This is a genomic window from Acinetobacter sp. AOR34_HL, assembly GCF_027854795.1.
Classification (GTDB): domain Bacteria; phylum Pseudomonadota; class Gammaproteobacteria; order Pseudomonadales; family Moraxellaceae; genus Acinetobacter; species Acinetobacter junii.
Genome location: NZ_JAKTID010000052.1, coordinates 65,599 through 83,623, shown reverse-complemented (window position 1 = coordinate 83,623; position 18,025 = coordinate 65,599). Strand labels below are relative to the sequence as shown.

Below are 18,025 nucleotides of genomic sequence, written 5' to 3'. Positions count from 1 at the left end.
TAGGGTCTGTTGACATTTACTGTTCATAATTAAACCTATAAAGGTAGCCATAAAAATATACAGGCTAAGGCAACAGCACTTTGATAATTTCTTTTGAGCTTGTCATATCGAGTAGCTATCCCTCTAAATTGTTTTAATCTACAAAACATATTTTCAACTAAATGCCTGATTTTATATAAATACCAGTCCATATGATCATTGTTCGATTGGCTATTTATTTTCTTTGGTATATTCGCTTTTGTTCCTGTTTTTCTGATCTGCTCACGCAGTGGTTCTGAATCATAGCCTTTATCTGCGCATACCACTTCTGTCTCTTTTAAATCTAATGTTGCTATTAAATCAGGTGCAACTTTGATGTCATGTGTAGTGCCATCGGTAATCATGAAATCAATAGGATTGCCATGTGAATCAACAATCAAATGTATTTTTGAGGAGTTTCCTCCTACACTTTTAGAAATGGATTGATTCGCTATACCGGCAGAATGTTGATGAGCACGTACGTGAGAGCCATCAATAAAAATCCACTCCATATCGGGGCATGATGCTAATAATTTGAATAATCTAAGCAACTTACCGCTGCTTGACCAACGATTAAAACGTTTGAAAATAGAGTTTGATTGACCGAAATAGGAAGGAATATCTCGCCACGGACAGCCTGTTCTAATTCTATAGAGAATAGCTTCAATAAAATTACGTAAATTTGAGTTGTGATGAATAGATAAATTACGCAAAATAGTTTTCAACTTTTGCCAGTGTTGATCTGTCAGCATGGTACGAGGCATAGCGAATAGTAAAATTGGGTTTGGCGATTTGATTTTACTACTTCGCTATTTTTTTAAGCTAAAAGTGTCAACACACCCTAAAGAATTAAAAAATTTAATTCAATTAATATTTTACCCTGCAAATGTTTTTTTATAAATTTTTATATAAGAAAAACCGCAATATACAATTAAATATATTGCGGTTTTTCTGATTTAAACATCAATTAATTATATAGCTTCTTAAAGATCAAATAACTTCCCTGGGTTCATAATCCCATTCGGATCAAATGCCAATTTCAATGCTTTCATATATTCAATTTCTTCAGGCGAACGTGAATATTCCAAATACGGTTTCTTGGTCATTCCCACACCATGTTCGGCAGAGATCGAACCATCATATTTTTTCACAGTCTCAAACACATATTTATTCACCACCTGACACTTCGCAAAGAATTCGTCTTTAGTTAGGTTTTCAGGTTTTAAAATATTTAAATGCAAGTTACCGTCACCAATATGACCGAACCAGCAGATTTCAAAGTCTGGATAGTTTTGTGAAACGATCGCATCAATTTCTGAGATAAACGCAGGGACATGCGAAATTAACACTGAAATATCATTCTTATAAGGAATATACGGTGCAATCGATTCCGAAATATCTTCACGTAAACGCCATAAGCTCTGTGCTTGTTCTAAGCTTTGACTCATTACGCCATCAATCACCCAACCTTGTTCCATACAATGCTCAAAAATCTGCATTGCTTTGTCCATAATCGGCTCATACGGCGCTTCAAATTCAAGTAATACATAGAATGGGCAAGTTGTTTCAAATGGACGTTGTACATGACCACGATCCAACACTTTTTGCATTGCCACTTCACCAAAGAACTCGAATGCGGTTAAGTCGATTTCTTTTTGGAAAGCATGTAATACAGGCATCACCGCTTCAAAGTCAGGCGTACCCAATACCATGACTTGTAGGTTTTGTGGTTGACGCTCAAGTTTAATCTCAGCCTCTGTCACCAAACCTAATGTGCCTTCTCCACCGATAAACAAATGCTGCAACGCATAACCCGTCGCATTTTTAATCATGCCTTTGTTTAAACGTAAAATGTCACCTTTACCCGTAACAACCGTTAAACCAAGCACCCAGTTACGTGTCATGCCGTATTTGATGACTTTAATACCGCCCGCATTGGTACCAATGTTTCCACCAATTTGACTAGAACCTGCTGAAGCGAAATCAACTGGGTAATACATGCCTTGTTGTTCTGCATAATTTTGCAATTGCTCAGTCACCACGCCTGCTTGAACACGAACCATACGATCCGCTGGCAAGAATTCCAAGATTTGATTCATCTTGTCAAAGCTAATCACGATCTCGCCATTGTTCGCTACCGCACCAGCCGATAAACCTGTGCGACCACCTGATGGCGTGATTGCCACTTTAAAACGGTTCGCCAGTTTTACAATCTCTTGAACTTGTTCAGTGCTTGATGGAAAAACGATGACTGATGGGTTCGGATCAAAGTGTTTAGTATGATCTCGTCCCCAATTTTCCAAGCTATCGGCATCAGTTTTAATACGGTTTTCACCCACGATTGCCGTTAAGAGGGTCAATAACTCGGGTGTTAAAGCGACTGGAGCATTCATCGTTTTCAGGCCTAGTAAGAAAGAGATATAGGACTTCTGGATGATCCTGAGTGTATTTCAAGGGCTTGAAAACAAAGGATTCAAAACATCCAAAATATAGAAACGCTAGCGAACTATCAAACTGTCTACACAACGAGTTCGAGCTTCGTATTCCTTTATTTTACATGTAAGCAAGCGAGGGATAAAGCACAGGATAAACATCTCGTCATAACAAAATGTGTATATGAACTAAAATTCATTCGAAACTGAAAAAATCTCAACAATTATGCTGAGCTAATTTTAAACGAAATATCTATAACACAAAGCTCTATGCTATGATACCGCAACTAAATTTTGGCCTTTGTAGCGGAGCCGTAATGAGCCAACATCTATCACTACCTAAAGACAAAATCCGTTTCCTTTTGCTTGAAGGTGTGCATCAAAATGCCATCGATACATTAAACGCTGCGGGTTATACCAACATCGATTACCACAAAACTGCGCTTGAAGGCGAAGCTTTGAAAGAAGCGATCAAAGATGCGCACTTTATTGGTATTCGTTCGCGTACTCAATTGACTGAAGAAATCTTTGAAGCAGCGAATAAATTGATTGCGGTAGGTTGTTTCTGTATTGGTACTAACCAAGTTGATTTAAAAGCAGCAATGTCTCGTGGTATTCCTGTTTTCAACGCACCGTATTCGAATACGCGTTCTGTAGCAGAATTGGTTCTTGCTGAAGCAATTTTATTACTTCGTCGTGTACCTGAAAAATCAAAAGATACGCACGCAGGTGGTTGGAACAAGTCGGCTGTTGGTTCATACGAAACTCGTGGTAAAACATTAGGTATCGTAGGTTACGGTTCTATCGGCTCTCAACTTTCAGTTTTAGCTGAAAGCTTAGGTATGAAAGTTTGCTATTATGATGCGGTAACTAAATTACCGTTAGGTAATGCACGCCAAGTCGGTTCTTTGGATGAGCTTTTAGAAACTGCTGATGTGGTTTCTTTACACGTTCCTGATGTTCCTTCTACGCGTAACTTCTTCAAGAAAGAACAATTTGCGAAAATGAAGCCTGGTTCAATCTTCATTAATGCTGCACGTGGTACATGTGTAATCATCGAAGATTTAGCTGATGCGATTAAATCTGGTCACATCGCTGGTGCTGCAGTAGACGTATTCCCGAAAGAGCCAAAAGCAAATGGTGAAGAATTCCAATCTCCACTTCGCGGCTTGGACAACGTGATTTTAACACCGCACGTGGGTGGTTCTACGATGGAAGCGCAAGCAAACATCGGTTTAGAAGTTGCTGAAAAATTCGTTGCGTATTCAGATAAAGGTATGACACTTTCTGCGGTGAACTTCCCAGAAATCGCATTACCACTTTCTGATGGTCAACATCGTTTACTTCACATCCACAAAAACGTTCCTGGTGTATTGTCTAAGATCAATACATTATTCGCTGAACAAGGAATCAACATCTCTGGTCAATCTTTAATGACTAAAGGTGATATCGGTTACTTGGTAATGGATGTTGATGCTTCTGCATCTCAAGAAGCTTTGGATACTCTACATAATGTAGAAGGTACAATCCGAGTACGTGTATTGTTCTAATTTAGACAATTCACTCAAAAGCCACGGCACTTGCTGTGGCTTTTTTATTGGTGATTGAATTATTATGTGAATATTAAACCAATTGTTCTAATAATAAGTGTCCCAATGCTAAAAACACCTGTGCACGCTCTCCTCCTCTTAATGATCGCCATGTTATGTGTACAAGGTAGCGGTTCTTTAGCCAAAATTTTATTTCAAAGTTTTCCAGTATTGACCGTATCCGCAATGCGCCTATGTTTTGGTGCGATCATTTTGGCAATTATTTTTAAAATTTGGACCATCAATTTTAAAGCTGTTCGTTGGAAAGCCATTCTCAGCTACGGTATGGCACTAGCAGGAATGAACGCCCTCTTTTATTTATCACTGGAGCGCTTACCTCTAGGCTTGGCTGTTGCTTTTGAATTTATTGGACCTTTGAGCGTAGCACTTTATCATGCTCGCCAAAAATACGATTTCATTTGGGTGGGATGTGCCATTTTAGGCTTGATTCTACTTTTCCCACTACAACAAGCCCAGCAAGGATTGGATTTAGCCGGTGTCTTTTTTGCTGTCAGTGCGGGTGCCTGTTGGGCACTTTATATTATTGCGGGACAGAAACCTTCTGGTATTTCAGGCAATCATACTGTCTGTTTGGGAATGAGTATCGGCATGCTATGTTTATTACCTTTCGCCATCTTTTCAGGGGCGCTTGATCGTGTCATTGAATTGCCAAATATCTACTATTTTATTGGACTGGCAATCTTAGCAAGTGCATTGCCCTTTACTTTAGAAATGATCGCATTAAGAAGCCTAACTCCTTTAAGTTTTGGAACACTCATGAGTCTTGAACCTGCCGTAGCTGCATTATCAGGATTTATTTTTCTGGGTGAGACTTTATTGTGGAATCAATGGCTTGCGCTTGGCACGATTATCATCGCATCGATCGGTTGTACATTTACCACTCAACATGCTCGACAGCAAAAAGTGAATAAATAAAATGAAAGCGTTCCATCACGATGTACTGTCTTCATCTTATAATCAAACCACCTATCTTGTAGGTATTTTTTACTTTGCTTTTGTAGATCTTCCATGAAAAATATCCAGTTGGTCGCGGTGCTGTACATGGTTCTTTCCATGGTGTCTTATCAAATCAGCGCTTCATTTGCCAAACAACTTATTGCAACACTTGATCCACTGACTGTCACGATTCTACGACTCTGTTTTGCAACGATTTTGGTTGCGATCATGTTCCGCTCATGGAAAGTATTATCTAAGCTAAAGTATTTAAAATGGCGTGATTTATTACTTTATAGTGCATCCTTAGGTTGTATGAATATTCTGTTTTATACATCTTTAGGCAAACTGCCTCAAGGGATTGCTGTAGGTCTAGAATTCATTGGTCCTTTAGGATTAGCATTACTATCAATCAAACAGCGCAGTGATTATATTTGGGTGGTTTTTGCTATCTTAGGAATCGCATTAATGGTTCCTTGGCACGATGCGAACTCGGAAAATTTCTCCTATTTTGGAGCTGCTTGCGCTTTAAGTGCTGGACTCTTTTGGGCCTTGTATATTTATTTTGGGCATCGCGTGGTACAACAAAATATTGGGATGCATGCGCTTACTATTGCGATTGGTTTGTCTGCACTGACCTTATTACCATTCGGACTTTGGAACAACACGCCTGCCTTAATCGATACGCAATATTGGGGCAAAGCCCTAGTGATTGCAGTATTAGCCACCGCCATTCCCTATGCGCTTGATTTGATGGCATTGAAACGGTTAAGCAAACTCAGTTATGGAACACTGACGAGTCTTGCACCTGCTTTAGCAGCATTAGCAGGACTCTTCATACTACATGAGCAAATTAGTTTGATTCAATGGATCGCTCTTCTTTGTATCATGATCGCATCAATTGGAGTGACCTTACGTGGTGAAAAATCACAACCACAGTAAGATCACTTCTTATACTTTAAATAGAGAAAAATTAGGCATCTGAACGTTTATATTTTTTATATTCAGCTAGATATTTCTTACCTAATTTTTCCTTCTCACTATCTGCCAAAATTTTTCCTGCTTGTTGGAAAAACTTATGTTCCTCTTCTTTTAAATGATGATGCACCTTTTCACTTAATTGTTTTGCTGTCGCTAACCAACTTGGATTACTCATATCGGTTTCTTCTAATTTTTCTACCAATTCATCCATTTCATGATGTTCAGCCAATGCATGCCGAGTAATATCTAAACCCACATCATCAAACATCAATGGAATATACAAATAACGATCTTCAGCAACTGAGTGAGCATATAATTCATTTTTGAGCAAATCAAAAAGTTCTTTTCGCTCATCACTCGATCCACTGGTAGTAATTAATTGATTCGCTAAATTACGTTGCTGTTCATGGCTTTCTCGAAGTGCTTCAAATATATTCATTTTTACCTCTAAGATTGGCGAACAACCACAGTACGAGATCGTGAGCATCTTGTTACTGCGGTTTTTGGCTAAACATCCATCTTAGAAAGTGTTGATTTTTTAGACAGCATTATTTAGGTATGTTTTTGTTGTGAAACTTTATCTATTGGTTCAAACAGTAACTATCATTTGATAACCCAATCGACAAATCAAAATACTCACCAAAATTAAAAACAATATTCGAATAAATCCGCTTCCATATTTTAAAGCAAGGCGTACACCCAACAATGAACCAGCAATATTTGCTAGTGCCATCATTAAACCCAATGCAAATAACACATGACCTGTTGGTATAAAGAAGCTTAATGCCGCCAGATTCGTCATGAAATTGCCAATTTTGGATAGTGCAGAAGCATGCAAGAAATCAACTTGCAAAAAACGAATGAAAAAGAAAATAAAGAAGCTGCCTGTTCCAGGTCCAAAGATTCCATCATAAAAACCAATTGCTAAACTACCGACCGCAGCAAAGATCAACAGTTTAGGAGTAATACGTTGATCCACATGAACTTGCCCAAACTGCTTTTTCATAAATGTATAAATCGCAATCACGACCAGCATGACCAATACAAAAGGTCTTAGAATATGAGTGGGGATCATGGAGACACAAGCAGCTCCAGCGAAAGAACTTATGAATGCAAAAATGGCAATCACAAGTAAAAGTTTCCAGTTTAATTTGACCCGCCTAGCAAAAGAAAATGCCGCCGATACAGTACCACAAATTGAAGCAAGCTTATTGGTACCAAATATTGTTGCAGGTGAGGTATTTGGTAGTGCCCCCATTAGGGCAGGGATTTGTATGAGTCCACCGCCACCTACTGCTGCATCAATTGTTCCAGCACAAAAAGCAAAAAAGATTAAACTCAGAATGAGTTCCCACTCCATGAGTTATATACTTATAAATTCAATAAACGTTTTGGCACTAATCGTTTTTTATCTGTAATTTCAGCTAAGCCCAAACAACGATCACCATTAAACACTAATACTTCCGTTGCCGCTTCGTGATCAATATTACTTTCTTGCCCATTACCAAAATATTTTTCGCGTCCCTCAGGGAGCTGTACACGAGGGAAATGTTCAACGGGTGCATAGACAGGTAGCAATAAAGCATCCCGTTGTTCAAGTGACAAACTTTCCAAATATTCAATGGTATAGTTTGGATTAATCTCAAAATGCCCTGTTTGAACACGGTGTAATTTTGTCAAATGTCCGCCACAGCCCAAAGCCTCACCAATATCCTCCCCCAACACACGGATATAAGTTCCTTTAGAACACGTCACGTCTAAGGTCAAACTGTCTTCTGTAAAACTTAAAAGCTTGAGTTCATAAATAGTGACTGGACGCGCTTCACGCTCAATTTCAATTCCTTGGCGCGCTAACTCATACAAAGGGCGACCTTCTCGTTTCAGTGCCGAATACATCGGTGGCACTTGCTTGATATCACCACGAAACTGTTCTAGAACCTGTTCAATATTAGCTTCAGTTAATGCGAGCACATCTCTTTGTTGAAGAATTTCCCCTTCAACATCACCGGTAGCAGTTGTTTGTCCAAGTTTTACTGTTGTTTGATAACGCTTGGTAGAATCCAATAAATAATGCGAAAACTTGGTTGCCTCCCCTAAGCAAATCGGTAATAAACCTGTTGCAAGCGGATCTAAAGCACCTGTATGTCCTGCTTTCTGTGCATTAAAAAGTCGACGTACTTTTTGCAATGCCGAATTAGAACTTAAACCCAAGGGCTTATTAAGCAAAAAAACACCACTCAGATGGCGATAAGAACTTTTTTTCATAAATGAAAAGTCAAAGTATAAAACGGTATTTTATCAAAACTATTCATCGGATTTTTAAAAATTAAACGCTTAAAAAAACAACACTTATGATAAATTTATATTAGTTTCCGAAATTAAAAGCAAATGGATTATGCTTAATGAATAAAAATGGAAAAAAAATAGCATTATTATGTAGCTTATTGATCATTTCAGCAGTCACGCTGAGTGTATTGTATTGGTTATATCCTCGAGATCAGCAGTCACGGTTCAAATCAACTGCTCAATCCAGCGGCACCTCCAATTCAGCAGAACATTCTGAAAATTTAGGGCAGGCACAAGCACTTGATGCAACATTCAACAGCACAAGCCAGCTCGATACTGAAATCAACTGCAAACTACAGTTTAATGCATCACAAAAATTAGTGGTGAATGAGCTGACCCGAAACTGCTTTGAATATTTCATTTCCCAATATGGCGAACGGAATATTGATGAAATCCGTCAGAGTTTTCAGCGCTATATTGCCAAGGGTTTTCAGGCATCGGAGCAACAGCAGATTTTAGCCTTGTGGTCACGCTATGTAGATTATCGCAAAGAGCTGAGTAAATTACAGGTGCAACAGCCTGCTCAGGAAAGCTATCAATATTTCCAGACTGTTTTTAATGCCATGCATGATTTAAAACAACGTTTCTTTTCAAAGCCTGAAATAGAAGGCTTATTTGGCGCTGAGGATATTTATCAGCAATATACGCTCGACCGTATGCAAATTTTAGAAAATAATGCACTGGATGCTGGAGCAAAAGCGAAACAATTACAACAACGCTTTGAACAACTTCCTCAGGATTGGCAAGACAATCTTAAGGATTTATCCAAACTTGATGATTTGCGCTCCTTAACTGCACAAATCAAGGCCAGAAATGGTTCAGCGCAGGAACTTCGGGATATGCGGGTCAATCTGGTTGGAGAGGCAGCCACCCAACGTTTAGAGCAACTCGATCAACAACGATCTGATTGGAAACAGCGAGTTCAAGTCTATCTTGATGAGCGTAAAACAATTGTAGATAGCAATATGAGCACTTCAGCCAAGGATCAAGCCATTCAACAGCTCAAACAACAACAGTTCCAGTCTCCACAGGAACAGCAACGTCTACAAACATTTGAAACGGTTCATGACCAAGGAGGCATCTTACCTTTTAGCAACTAGAAACACGTAATACAAGACATTGAAATAATGCGATTTAGCAAGGATGCAATGTCAGTTCGCAAGAACATCAAGACCCTGATGAAAACAAAAATCGAGAGAAATATCATGCAAAAACTAATCCGCTGTCTTGCACTATCCATGATAGCAATGGGCGTATCAACAAGCTACGCATCAAACGCAACACAAGTTACAGGTACGGCCTCCTCTACTTATGCTAAAACCAAATACCCAATGGTTTTTGTACATGGAGTGGCAGGTTTTTCACGCGCAGGAAGTGATCCGTTAGGCGTTGATTATTGGCATCAAATTCTTCCTGACCTTGCTCGTAATGGTGCAAATGTCTGGGCGACACGACTTTCTCCTTTTAACTCAAATGAAATTCGTGGTGAACAACTCGCGCAACAAGTTGAAGAAATCATTGCGATCACTGGACAACCTAAAGTTAATTTAATTGGTCATAGCCAAGGCGGTCCAACGATCCGTTACGTGGCTGGCATTATGCCAAATAAAGTTGCATCATTAACCAGTGTAAGTGGCACTCATAAGGGTTCACCTGTCGCTAGTTTAATTATGAATGTAGATGGTACTATCTTAGGTACAGCTGGCTCTGCCGTCGTGAATTTTTTCTCAGGAGCGATTACATGGTCACAAGGACTTGATCCAAAAAGCTATCCTCACGATGCTTTAGCCGCTGGACGTAGTATTTCGGTAGAAGGTTCAACCCAATTCAATACACGATTCCCAATGGGCGTACCAACTACAACATGTGGCGAAGGTAATTATCAAGAGAAAGGAATATATATGTATTCATTCTCAGGGACTCGAGCAGTCACAAACATTCTTGACCCACTTGATCCTCTATTTGCAGGTACGAGCCTAATTGTCGATATTACAGGAGATAATGATGGTATGGTGAGCCGTTGTAGCGCTAAGTTTGGACGCACAATTAGAGACAATCTCCCTTGGAATCATGCAGATGAGGTAAATCAGGTTTTAGGTTTGAAATCACTGTTTGCACCTGATCCAATTGATATTTATCGTCAACATGCCAATCGACTAAAATTACAAGGACTATAGAGCAGACATAAAAAAATGCGCCAAAGGCGCATTTTTTTGCTTTACAACAAAGTTAAAATTAACCTTGTTTACGAGCTGGTAACTTTTCACGAATACGTGCAGCTTTACCAGACAACTCGCGTAGGTAGTAAAGTTTAGCACGACGAACGTCACCACGACGTTTCACTTCGATTTTAGCAACGATTGGAGAGTGAGTTTGGAAAACACGCTCAACACCAACACCGCTAGAAATTTTACGAACTGTGAAAGCAGAGTTCAAACCACGATTTTTCTTCGCGATTACAACACCTTCAAATGCTTGAAGACGCTCACGGTCACCCTCTTTTACTTTTACTTGAACGATAACAGTGTCACCAGGAGCAAAAGCAGGGATATCAGTTTTTAACTGTGCATTTTCAACAGCTTGAACTAAAGGATGTTTACCACTCATTGTGGAATCTCCAATATGTGCGGGAGAGAAGAGGTCTCTTACACCGCTGAGGATAGAGGCTAAAGCGCATATCTCTCGTTTAACTTTCCCTTTAAAGCAAAATTGCCCTAAAGAGCCTATTTTTCAACTTAAACTAAGTTTAAGTAGCAACTCGAAGCAATGCTTCTCGTCTGGAACAAAGATAAATCATACTTATGAGCCACATATCTAAAGCATATTTAGATTTGCATTTATCCTTGTGAATTTTTTAACCATTTTATTTGCTGCTTAGTCAATTCTACTTTTTCAACCAACTCTGGTCGACGATCTAAAGTACGCTGATAACGCTGCAAAAAACGCCATTTTTCGATATTGGCATGATGTCCTGATTTAAGTACCTCAGGCACATCCAACCCTTCAAAATGGTCAGGTTTTGTATATTGCGGACAATCTAACAAACCATCCACAAAAGAATCTTGGATCGCTGATTGCTCGTCAGACATAACATTCGGCAAACGGCGAATAATACTATCAAGCAACACCATCGCAGGTAGTTCACCACCAGATAATACGTAATCCCCAATTGACCACTCTTGATCAACATAATGCTGGATTAAACGCTCATCTACACCTTCATAACGACCACATAATACAATCAATCCATCATAATCAACGAATTGTTGCACTGCTTGCTCATTTAAGGTTTTGCCTTGCGGTGACATATACACCACTGGCGCTTGAACACAGCCTGCTTGTATTGCAAGTTGTTTAGCATGGGTAATTGCTTTTGCCAAAGGCTCAGCCATCATCACCATACCAGGACCACCACCGAAAGGACGCTCATCCACTCGTTTGTAGTTGCCCTCTGCAAAATCTCTTGGATTTATGCAAGTGATTTTCACAATATCTTTTTTTGTTGCTCTTCCGCTAATGCCATATGCCGTAATTGCTTCAAACATTTCAGGAAATAATGTGATGACTGCAAAAAACATCGCAGACTCCTCTATTCCTGCTGCGTTACAATCCATTGAGGATTAGTAATCTACGCCCCAATTAACGTAAATACGACCAGCTTCAAGATCAACACGTTGTACTACATCTTTATGCCAAGGAATCATTCGTTCTTCAGCATCAATACTGTCAGCAGTCGCTTTGACCACCATGACATCATTGGCACCTGTCTCAAATAACTCAAAGATTTGGCCAAGATTTACCTCTTGCTCATCATCACCAAGACCTAATACTGTTAGACCTTTAAGATCTGACCAGTAATATTCGTCTACATCAGCTTTAGGGAGCTGAGATTTGGCAATCCAGATATTTGCACCGACTAAGTTTTCTGCACCTGTGCGATCATTTACGCCTTTTAATGCAACAACTAAGCCTTTGCCATGAGGTTTCCAACGTTTTACATCTATAGTTTGCCAACCTGCCTTAGTCTCGATGTACCAAGGAAGGTAGTCAAACATATTACTCATAGGTTCAGTATTTGAATAAACCCAGAGCCACCCATTCAATCCATACGCTGAACGTAACTGTCCAATCTGAATTCGATCTTCGGGAACATTCTGTATTGATGTCATAGGTTATCTACTACTCTTAAGCAGTAGCTGCAGCTTTCTTAGCTTGAGCAGCTAAAGAAGCAACACGTTCTGAAGGTTGAGCACCTTGAGCAACCCAGTGAGCAAAGCGATCAGCGTCTAAACGAACTTTTTCAGCTTTACCTTGTGCAGTTGGGTTAAAGAAACCAATACGTTCGATGAAACGACCATCACGTGCATTACGGCTATCAGTAACGATGATTTGGTAGAATGGACGTTTTTTTGCACCACCGCGCGCTAAACGAATAACAACCATGAGAACAACCTTATAGTTTTTACGGATTATCCCTGCGTCGACCACCGACAGCATTTCAAACCCCTTTCATAGAGGGCGGTATTTTACGTTAATTTTATGCTGAAAGGAAGAATAATTTAGATTTGTCCACAGTTTTGAATTTGGATTTTTTACAAAAAAGAGCATCTAGGAATGCTCTTTTAAGAGACTTCATCAAACGAGAATTAACGACTTTCCCAATTTGAAGAAGCAGAAACACTGCATGTCGTTCCTTTCTCCCAACATTTTTGTCCTTGGCTATTTAGCACCACTGCTCCATTGCCATCTTGAACTGTACTCGGGGTTGGGACTGCCGTAAGCGTCCAAGTTTGATCGAGTGGCGCAAGGGTGATGGTATATACACTTCCTGAAGCAGGATAGGCTTTACTCACTGTGCCATTGTCCAATCTTGCGTTGGTATAATTATGATTGATGACATAATAACTCTGTAACCGTTGGGCTATTTGCATCATTTCACTTTGCACATCTGCCCGATTGGTACGGATTTTGTACTGTGTGTAAGATGGATAAGCAATTGCTGCCAAGATGCCAATAATTGCGACAACAATCATTAATTCAATTAAAGTAAATGCTAAAGAGTATTTTTTCATTACCATGACTCGCTATAACTGCCGCAATTTGCATAACCTGTCACTACATCTTTGACTTTTGTCATACAACGTATACCTGTATTGCTTAAAAGCAGATCGTAATTACGTGGCTGTTTTGGCTCACCATCACTATCCTTAGCACGCTCAAGCGACATTACCCAACTCAAACCGTTCACACTCGCCGAATCTGCTGTTTCTTGACCATCAGATCCTTTAACAATCGTTAAGGGCTTATGTCCTGTTCCTCCATTCACCAATGTCAACGTATATTTCGCAGTGGAACTCGTTGAGCCTAGTGGTAACAGCAATTGACCCGTCGTTTTATTATAATAACTGGCAGTTGTAGGATTTCCATCAGCATCCGTCTCTGTATATACATACAAATAACTAGCATCGAAACCTTTATAACCAAAATTCCTTGATTTAAACCGTTCAAGCTCTGCAGCAATACGCAAGGCTTCTTGTCTCGCGATTGCCAAATCTCGTCTTTCCATGTATTGCGTATAATTAGGATAAGCGATGGCAGCAAGAACTGCCATAACCACGATAACAATCATCAGTTCAATAAGTGTAAATCCAGCATTGCGGTTGAGGCGGGCGAATCCCTGCTTGCAAGTTTTTAACTCACAAGCAGAGTTCGCAACTATATTCGACCTCTGCAAAAAAACCACCCTAGCAAAGTATTTTTTCATGATTTACCCCTTAACGAGTTTCATACCAACGTAACTGTCTAAGTTTCGCTGTGGTGGTAAACTCCTGACATTCAGGTAAATTTGGGGTAGTGGTACAATTGAGCGTGGTTGGGCGGTTTACAATTAAACCCGTCGTGTTTCCATTGCTACGCCCTTGACCCAAACCCGTTCCTAGAATACCCGCACCTAGTTTCACACTATTTGGTACACCTGAGGTTGTGGTATTAAAAGAGCATTTTCCTGTAGGTAAGCAAAATTGATACACATAGGAATCACCTTTTACCCCTGCGCCACATGCGCCACCAATGCCCGTACCATCACGATGGAATACATTTACATACAACATTCCATCCAAGGCATATAGCTCATTCATGCCTTTATAAGCACCAGCAGTGTTTGAATAGGTATATTTCCAACCACTATTCCCCGCAATTGCAACACCTGTACTCATGTTACTGTTTAAGGAAGTAAGCGCAGTCGGGGTGGTTAATGTTGGAGTTCCATAAAGATCTGTTTTGGCGACATCTTTATCATAAACCACAAATACACCATCTGTTGCACTTACATTTGAACCCGCCTGATTCGCACCCGCTGCACCAACCAATGGTGAACTTCGATTACCCGAACTAAACGCAACAGCAGCAACATAACCATTATCACTATCATGAATAGACACACTTGGCATTTCATAGAAGCGAGGGCTTGCCCCACCTGTTGCATGTTCATCAAATAAGCGTACAACACGTTTAGCAAAATTCGCTTTTTTAGCACTCGCATCGGCACCCGTGGCAGCGTTATTTAAGTCGACACGGAAACCTTGTCCACCTAAGTCACCAAAGTATAAGTTGTCGACCAAACCGTCGCTATCACGGTCAATGGCATTGATCTGACTGACTACACTATATTTCATGTTAATGCTCGTTGCACTGGCATTGGTAAATGCTTCTGCTCCACCTGCTGCTGTTGCATTGGCACTCGTCCACCACAGTAAGTCGCCATTATTGGCATCAAACATATATACGCCCGCACCGCCGCCTGTTGTGGTATTTTGGTCATAAGCCGCATTTTCATAACCTGCGTCATAACCCCCACCCACAAACATGACTAGTTTTTTCACTCCACCAAAATTCACATAAGCAATGGTCGGTTTAGACCAGCTTTGTCCCATATAGCTTAGAGCGGTTACACCTGTGGTTGTGGAACTTGATTTATAAATTTTTGAGTTGGCTGGGTCGATGTGAAATTTGAGCTCTGGATTATCTAAGTCAGATAAATTCAAGGCGTAATAACTTTTGCCTCCCATACGCAAACCACCATAGACCCACTGCAAACCTTTAATGGCAATATCATCACCACTGGCATTTTGTGCAACACGACCTGAATCCTTCACGGTCAATGTTCCATCTGCTTTTGCAACATATTGGGTATAAGCCGTCCACGGTGCATCTATACCGTAGAACAGGTTATTTTTCCCCAAGGTACTACTGGTTTCAGATAGAAAAGCATTCTTTTGATTTTGCATCATTTCGTTTGGCGCAAAGGCAAAAACCTCTTTACCACGATTTGCATCAGTTGCATTTTTGCCTGCCCGTACGACATGCAATAATCCTTGTGTACTACCGAATAATAAGTAATCGTCACGATCAGTGGTGTCAATAGTGCCAGAAGTGTATGAAATTTTACCTGACTGGGTGAGCAAAATAGGAGTGGAGTGCATAACCGAACCGACCTGACGTAATTCAGGTTTGGTTATAAGATCGGCTAAAGTCACCGTTCCTGTTTCAGCAACATTGTAACCAAGCAAATTCAACCAGTAATTTTTATCTGGGTCGTTCACAAACAATGCCGTGCTACCTGTACCAAATAGCGTCGCCACATTGACTTTTTTCAGTGAACCGATTTCACTTGCTGCATACGGAGCCGCAGTACCTGTAATTTCACGATTGGTATAAATAGTACGGTTTGCAACTTGCTCGTTAGCAGCATTAGTGCCTATGCCTAAGGGCAATTGTCCTTTCATGCCCTCGTCGGTCCAAAGCCCTTTGGCGGCTGCGTCAAGCGAACCATCTGCCTTAATTAAGCGAATAGTTTTGCTTGCATTATATAGTTCACCGTTAAAAATATGATATTTATTCATATTTCCGACCCAAAGCTGAGTAGACTCCTGAGGTTTCGGTGTAAATGATCCATAATAACCATAAGGTTGAATGCGTAGTGGATTTAAAGCATCTTGAGGTAAAGTCGGAGAACCTGTGGCAATCGGCTCGAATTCAGGCTTAACATCATCCAAAAATTTCACCACACTTTGTACAACATCATCTGTTGATTGTGCAGAATAGAAACCACCATTCCCATAGCCTCCAACACTACTTGGTAAATCAGGATGCGGCTTAGCTCCCCAGTTACAAGCATTTTGGGCATCTACATTTGTGATAAGTGAGCAATTATAATAATCTCTTTGTTCATTGGTACGCACACCCTTACTATTAATATAATCCAAAGTGCGTATAACTCTCTGAGCGACAGGCCTTGCAGCATCAGCAGTTCTATCCACATTGAATACTGACCCAAAACCAACAACCGCAGTTTTAATTTCTAATCCTAAAGGGTTTTTCGTTTTATCACGTAATGCTTTGGCAAATTCACCCACCGCTGGCATACCATTACCTGACTCACTACCGTCTGGTAGCGTTCCTGTAGTAGGAACACTGAAAGAAGACCCTGTAGACCCTAAAGCTGCTTGCATTAAAGGGACAGGTACAGGTGAGCTATTCGGGTTACCATCGGTTAAAAAATAAATTCCTTGACCATTACATTGAGTATTAGTTGTAGATAAAGGACTAGAATAGTTTGAACTGCTTTTAGATGAAGTAACTGATTTATCAAATCCACTATATACATTATCACTTGCACTTAAAGTTCGACTTTTTGTCCAACAATATGTAGTCGCCCCACTTGTCCAGCTGATACTACTACAAATTTGACGTGTATATCCTGAAGGGCTCCCAGTGGTCCAAGAATTAGATGTCAGTCCAACACATGACAATCCACGCATAGTACATGCCTTATATTGATTATTATTATTCGCATTTACAATGTAATCTTCACTTGGTCCAGTAATATTCGTTGTAGTATTTTTCCCCAACATATACGCAGCCACTTCAGCATAAGCATTTGCAGTAGGTGTGCCTCCACCACCTTGTAAATTTGCAACCGCTGTTTTAATCGCTGTACGTTGTGTTGTGCTTAAAAGCGCAGCAGGGACGACTATTTTCCCACTGGTTCCATCCGCACTGGTAAACACGTTGTTACTCTCACTTTGCGAAGAAAACTGCCCTATCCCCATCGCTACCGAATTTGAATCAATTTGGTTACTATCCATTAGGGTAAAAATTGCATCTTTTAATCGAGTGAGGCGGTCATAATATTTGATTACACCATTTTTATAGTAATATCGTGTATTACTCCCACCATCATTATCAAAACTGTCTGTGCTAGGCGCAGATGCCAAAAGTGTAGTACACGCGCTAGTATTAGCAGATCCATTTACTCCACAGCTATACCATGTCGTAATCGTATTAGTACACCACCACCCACAAGAAACTTGTTCTCTCATTCTCCGATAATAATATTTTCGCTGTCCATCATCCACTCCACAGTAATATTTAGTATAAGGGGGTGTAGTTCCTGATGGCTCTTCACCCAATGTATAAGCCGTATCTGGAGATAATTCACATGCCGACCCATCAGTCATCCGTACAGCACTCATACTCCCCGAAGTATCTAGCATTAGCGTAATGGTGGTTTTACCACCTGTTGCGTTACTATAAATATCAATATCGCTGGCTTGTACAGATACACTTTGACAAACAACCAAGGTCATCAGCATAGATACCGTAGCTGAAAGTCCTTTTTTATGATCTAACTTTTTCATTTTTAAA

At 40.1% G+C, this 18,025-nt stretch carries 17 protein-coding genes; 5 read left to right on the top strand and 12 right to left on the bottom strand.

Translation table 11 applies throughout. The features are described 5' to 3' along the window. Nucleotides 1-35: 35 nt before the first annotated feature. Nucleotides 36-782 carry an IS5 family transposase gene (locus MKL32_RS09315; protein WP_004912080.1) on the bottom strand — a complete coding sequence of 249 codons (747 nt, stop codon included), beginning with the start codon at nt 780-782 and terminating at the stop codon, nt 36-38. A 219-nt stretch (nt 783-1,001) separates the two neighbouring features. Continuing rightward, a complete protein-coding gene (locus MKL32_RS09310; RefSeq protein WP_270900433.1) occupies nt 1,002-2,411 on the bottom strand; it encodes an FAD-binding oxidoreductase in 1,410 nt (469 codons plus the stop codon). 356 nt (nt 2,412-2,767) lie between these two features. Here MKL32_RS09310 and serA point away from each other — a divergent pair, with 356 nt between their 5' ends. From serA to MKL32_RS09295, 3 genes are all read left to right on the top strand, one after another. Then, a complete protein-coding gene (gene serA, locus MKL32_RS09305; protein ID WP_004909533.1) occupies nt 2,768-4,000 on the top strand; it encodes a phosphoglycerate dehydrogenase in 1,233 nt (410 codons plus the stop codon). A 105-nt stretch (nt 4,001-4,105) separates the two neighbouring features. Then, nucleotides 4,106-4,975: an EamA family transporter gene (locus MKL32_RS09300; RefSeq protein WP_270900432.1), complete on the top strand. Its 870-nt coding sequence runs from the start codon at nt 4,106-4,108 to the stop codon at nt 4,973-4,975. Between the two features lie 93 nt (nt 4,976-5,068). Then, nucleotides 5,069-5,935: an EamA family transporter gene (locus MKL32_RS09295; protein WP_004909535.1), complete on the top strand. Its 867-nt coding sequence runs from the start codon at nt 5,069-5,071 to the stop codon at nt 5,933-5,935. 31 nt (nt 5,936-5,966) lie between these two features. Here MKL32_RS09295 and MKL32_RS09290 read toward each other — a convergent pair whose 3' ends face one another. The 3 genes from MKL32_RS09290 to truB form a co-directional block, all read right to left on the bottom strand. Then, a complete protein-coding gene (locus MKL32_RS09290; protein ID WP_039047080.1) occupies nt 5,967-6,413 on the bottom strand; it encodes a hemerythrin domain-containing protein in 447 nt (148 codons plus the stop codon). 150 nt (nt 6,414-6,563) lie between these two features. Beyond that, the gene (locus MKL32_RS09285) at nt 6,564-7,334 is read right to left on the bottom strand and encodes a sulfite exporter TauE/SafE family protein (RefSeq protein ID WP_039047081.1); all 771 of its coding nucleotides are present in this window, start codon (nt 7,332-7,334) and stop codon (nt 6,564-6,566) included. 11 nt (nt 7,335-7,345) lie between these two features. Then, nucleotides 7,346-8,239 (bottom strand): tRNA pseudouridine(55) synthase TruB, encoded by an 894-nt coding sequence (truB, locus tag MKL32_RS09280; protein ID WP_125272479.1) that lies wholly within the window; start codon nt 8,237-8,239, stop codon nt 7,346-7,348. A 137-nt stretch (nt 8,240-8,376) separates the two neighbouring features. Here truB and MKL32_RS09275 point away from each other — a divergent pair, with 137 nt between their 5' ends. Both MKL32_RS09275 and MKL32_RS09270 read left to right on the top strand, forming a co-directional pair. Beyond that, nucleotides 8,377-9,420, top strand: a complete 1,044-nt coding sequence (locus MKL32_RS09275) for a lipase secretion chaperone (protein ID WP_270900431.1) — start codon at nt 8,377-8,379, stop codon at nt 9,418-9,420. 105 nt (nt 9,421-9,525) lie between these two features. After that, nucleotides 9,526-10,497, top strand: coding sequence for a lipase family alpha/beta hydrolase (locus tag MKL32_RS09270; RefSeq protein WP_004909544.1), 972 nt, complete (start codon nt 9,526-9,528; stop codon nt 10,495-10,497). Between the two features lie 58 nt (nt 10,498-10,555). On the opposite strand, the gene rplS is transcribed toward MKL32_RS09270, so the two are convergent. The 7 genes from rplS to MKL32_RS09235 all read right to left on the bottom strand — a co-directional run bounded on the left by rplS (nt 10,556) and on the right by MKL32_RS09235 (nt 18,018). Further along, a complete protein-coding gene (rplS, locus tag MKL32_RS09265) occupies nt 10,556-10,927 on the bottom strand; it encodes a 50S ribosomal protein L19 (RefSeq protein WP_004660214.1) in 372 nt (123 codons plus the stop codon). A gap of 230 nt (nt 10,928-11,157) precedes the next feature. Then, the gene (gene trmD / locus MKL32_RS09260) at nt 11,158-11,898 is read right to left on the bottom strand and encodes a tRNA (guanosine(37)-N1)-methyltransferase TrmD (RefSeq protein WP_004909546.1); all 741 of its coding nucleotides are present in this window, start codon (nt 11,896-11,898) and stop codon (nt 11,158-11,160) included. Between the two features lie 42 nt (nt 11,899-11,940). Continuing rightward, complete coding sequence (gene rimM / locus MKL32_RS09255) at nt 11,941-12,489, bottom strand: ribosome maturation factor RimM (protein WP_004951620.1); 549 nt, start codon at nt 12,487-12,489, stop codon at nt 11,941-11,943. Nucleotides 12,490-12,505: 16 nt separating this feature from the next. Next, nucleotides 12,506-12,763 (bottom strand): 30S ribosomal protein S16, encoded by a 258-nt coding sequence (gene rpsP, locus MKL32_RS09250; RefSeq protein WP_004964546.1) that lies wholly within the window; start codon nt 12,761-12,763, stop codon nt 12,506-12,508. Nucleotides 12,764-12,966: 203 nt separating this feature from the next. Then, complete coding sequence (locus tag MKL32_RS09245; protein WP_087539597.1) at nt 12,967-13,392, bottom strand: type IV pilin protein; 426 nt, start codon at nt 13,390-13,392, stop codon at nt 12,967-12,969. After that, nucleotides 13,392-14,084: a type IV pilin protein gene (locus MKL32_RS09240; protein WP_136695011.1), complete on the bottom strand. Its 693-nt coding sequence runs from the start codon at nt 14,082-14,084 to the stop codon at nt 13,392-13,394. The genes MKL32_RS09245 and MKL32_RS09240 overlap by 1 nt, the downstream gene beginning before the upstream one ends. 10 nt (nt 14,085-14,094) lie before the next feature. After that, the gene (locus MKL32_RS09235; RefSeq protein ID WP_270900430.1) at nt 14,095-18,018 is read right to left on the bottom strand and encodes a pilus assembly protein PilC; all 3,924 of its coding nucleotides are present in this window, start codon (nt 18,016-18,018) and stop codon (nt 14,095-14,097) included. Between the last annotated feature and the right edge of the window lie 7 nt (nt 18,019-18,025).

Excerpts from the sequence above, each read along its gene's own strand:
- MKL32_RS09315 (WP_004912080.1), bottom strand. The coding sequence starts at position 782 with ATGCCTCGTACCATGCTGACAGATCAACACTGGCAAAAGTTGAAAACT.
- MKL32_RS09310 (WP_270900433.1), bottom strand. The coding sequence starts at position 2,411 with ATGAATGCTCCAGTCGCTTTAACACCCGAGTTATTGACCCTCTTAACG.
- serA (WP_004909533.1), top strand. The coding sequence starts at position 2,768 with ATGAGCCAACATCTATCACTACCTAAAGACAAAATCCGTTTCCTTTTG.
- MKL32_RS09300 (WP_270900432.1), top strand. The coding sequence starts at position 4,106 with ATGCTAAAAACACCTGTGCACGCTCTCCTCCTCTTAATGATCGCCATG.
- MKL32_RS09295 (WP_004909535.1), top strand. The coding sequence starts at position 5,069 with ATGAAAAATATCCAGTTGGTCGCGGTGCTGTACATGGTTCTTTCCATG.
- MKL32_RS09290 (WP_039047080.1), bottom strand. The coding sequence starts at position 6,413 with ATGAATATATTTGAAGCACTTCGAGAAAGCCATGAACAGCAACGTAAT.
- MKL32_RS09285 (WP_039047081.1), bottom strand. The coding sequence starts at position 7,334 with ATGGAGTGGGAACTCATTCTGAGTTTAATCTTTTTTGCTTTTTGTGCT.
- truB (WP_125272479.1), bottom strand. The coding sequence starts at position 8,239 with ATGAAAAAAAGTTCTTATCGCCATCTGAGTGGTGTTTTTTTGCTTAAT.
- MKL32_RS09275 (WP_270900431.1), top strand. The coding sequence starts at position 8,377 with ATGAATAAAAATGGAAAAAAAATAGCATTATTATGTAGCTTATTGATC.
- MKL32_RS09270 (WP_004909544.1), top strand. The coding sequence starts at position 9,526 with ATGCAAAAACTAATCCGCTGTCTTGCACTATCCATGATAGCAATGGGC.
- rplS (WP_004660214.1), bottom strand. The coding sequence starts at position 10,927 with ATGAGTGGTAAACATCCTTTAGTTCAAGCTGTTGAAAATGCACAGTTA.
- trmD (WP_004909546.1), bottom strand. The coding sequence starts at position 11,898 with ATGTTTTTTGCAGTCATCACATTATTTCCTGAAATGTTTGAAGCAATT.
- rimM (WP_004951620.1), bottom strand. The coding sequence starts at position 12,489 with ATGACATCAATACAGAATGTTCCCGAAGATCGAATTCAGATTGGACAG.
- rpsP (WP_004964546.1), bottom strand. The coding sequence starts at position 12,763 with ATGGTTGTTATTCGTTTAGCGCGCGGTGGTGCAAAAAAACGTCCATTC.
- MKL32_RS09245 (WP_087539597.1), bottom strand. The coding sequence starts at position 13,392 with ATGAAAAAATACTCTTTAGCATTTACTTTAATTGAATTAATGATTGTT.
- MKL32_RS09240 (WP_136695011.1), bottom strand. The coding sequence starts at position 14,084 with ATGAAAAAATACTTTGCTAGGGTGGTTTTTTTGCAGAGGTCGAATATA.
- MKL32_RS09235 (WP_270900430.1), bottom strand. The coding sequence starts at position 18,018 with ATGAAAAAGTTAGATCATAAAAAAGGACTTTCAGCTACGGTATCTATG.